Source organism: Halalkalibacter urbisdiaboli (genome assembly GCF_002156385.1).
GTDB lineage: Bacteria > Bacillota > Bacilli > Bacillales > Bacillaceae_D > Halalkalibacter_A > Halalkalibacter_A urbisdiaboli.
The window spans coordinates 1,328,540-1,330,681 of sequence record NZ_MVJM01000001.1; the positions used below are offsets into that span (position 1 = coordinate 1,328,540).

The following is a 2,142-nucleotide window of genomic DNA, read 5'->3' on the forward strand; positions in this document are numbered from 1 at the left end:
CGGTACATTTTCGGCGCAGAGTCACTCGACCAGTGAGCTATTACGCACTCTTTAAATGGTGGCTGCTTCTAAGCCAACATCCTGGTTGTCTGGGCAACTCCACATCCTTTTCCACTTAACGTATACTTTGGGACCTTAGCTGATGGTCTGGGCTGTTTCCCTCTTGACTACGGATCTTAGCACTCGCAGTCTGACTCCCGAGGATAAGTATTTGGCATTCGGAGTTTGACTGAATTCGGTAATCCTGTGGGGACCCCTAGTCCAATCAGTGCTCTACCTCCAATACTCTCACCTCGAGGCTAGCCCTAAAGCTATTTCGGGGAGAACCAGCTATTTCCGAGTTCGATTGGCATTTCACCCCTACCCACACCTCATCCCCGCACTTTTCAACGTGCGTGGGTTCGGGCCTCCATTCAGTGTTACCTGAACTTCACCCTGGACATGGGTAGATCACACGGTTTCGGGTCTACGACCACGTACTATGGCGCCCTATTCAGACTCGCTTTCGCTACGGCTCCGCCTTATCAGCTTAACCTTGCACGGGATCGTAACTCGCCGGTTCATTCTACAAAAGGCACGCTGTCACCCATAAACGGGCTCCAACTAGTTGTAGGCACACGGTTTCAGGATCTCTTTCACTCCCCTTCCGGGGTGCTTTTCACCTTTCCCTCACGGTACTGGTTCACTATCGGTCACTAGGGAGTATTTAGCCTTGGGAGATGGTCCTCCCGGATTCCGACGGGGTTTCACGTGTCCCGCCGTACTCAGGATACACTCAAGAGGAAACGAAGTTTCGATTACAGGATTGTTACCTTCTATGATGGGCCTTTCCAGACCGCTTCATCTACTCCGTTTCTTTGTAACTCCGTATAGAGTGTCCTACAACCCCAAGAGGCAAGCCTCTTGGTTTGGGCTGTTTCCGTTTCGCTCGCCGCTACTCAGGAAATCGCATTTGCTTTCTCTTCCTCTGGGTACTTAGATGTTTCAGTTCCCCAGGTCTGCCTCCTCGTATCCTATGTATTCAGATACGGGTACCATCCCATTACGGATGATGGGTTCCCCCATTCGGATATCCTCGGATCAAAGCTTACTTACAGCTCCCCGAGGCGTTTCGTCGTTCGTCACGTCCTTCTTCGGCTCCTAGTGCCAAGGCATTCACCGTGCGCCCTTTCTAACTTAACCATTTGGCTTCAGATAACCTTCGAATTTCTTCGTCAACTGCATGGTCTTCGGTCATGTCACGTACGGGTGTACGCTCCATTCCTCAGCCACTTGTTTCCTCGAACTTCTCGGTTCTCTTTGCCAAAACGTCTTATTTAAAAAAGTCGTTTTGAATTCTTGACATGCTCGTTCAAACAAAGTCAGTTAAGACTCCGGTGAACAAAACATTGTTTACATTCATTATCTAGTTTTCAAAGAACCATATTTACGGCTAGGTTATTTACTATAACACTAGACACAAATTATTGAAAGGAGTAAATCCTTCCAATTGATATTGAGAGTTTTGAGTTCTCTCAAAACTGAACAAGGCTACTGATTTCAATTACATCTTGTAACACTTCTCAGTGATGCTTCACGCTGTCTTGCGACGAGGAATCATGCTTCGTAGCATAGCTCGTAGACGCAGGAGCAAAAGCTTTTATTATAATTGAGAGTTTTGAGTTCTCTCAAAACTGAACAAATAGCACAAGCGTCAAACAACCGAAGTTGTCTGTCGACTAGAGTTAAACTCCATAGAAAGGAGGTGATCCAGCCGCACCTTCCGATACGGCTACCTTGTTACGACTTCACCCCAATCATCTGTCCCACCTTAGGCGGCTGGCTCCAAAAGGTTACCCCACCGACTTCGGGTGTTACAAACTCTCGTGGTGTGACGGGCGGTGTGTACAAGGCCCGGGAACGTATTCACCGCGGCATGCTGATCCGCGATTACTAGCAATTCCGGCTTCATGTAGGCGAGTTGCAGCCTACAATCCGAACTGAGAATGGCTTTATGGGATTGGCTCCACCTCGCGGCTTCGCTACCCTTTGTACCATCCATTGTAGCACGTGTGTAGCCCAGGTCATAAGGGGCATGATGATTTGACGTCATCCCCACCTTCCTCCGGTTTGTCACCGGCAGTCACCTTAGAGTGCCCAACT

Annotated in this window: 1 other annotated feature (running past one end of the window). The window is 48.8% G+C overall.

The annotated features are described in order from the left end of the window. Nucleotides 1-1,182 (bottom strand) — a sequence feature (23S ribosomal RNA rRNA prediction is too short) (it extends 757 nt beyond the left edge of the window). Between the last annotated feature and the right edge of the window lie 960 nt (nucleotides 1,183-2,142).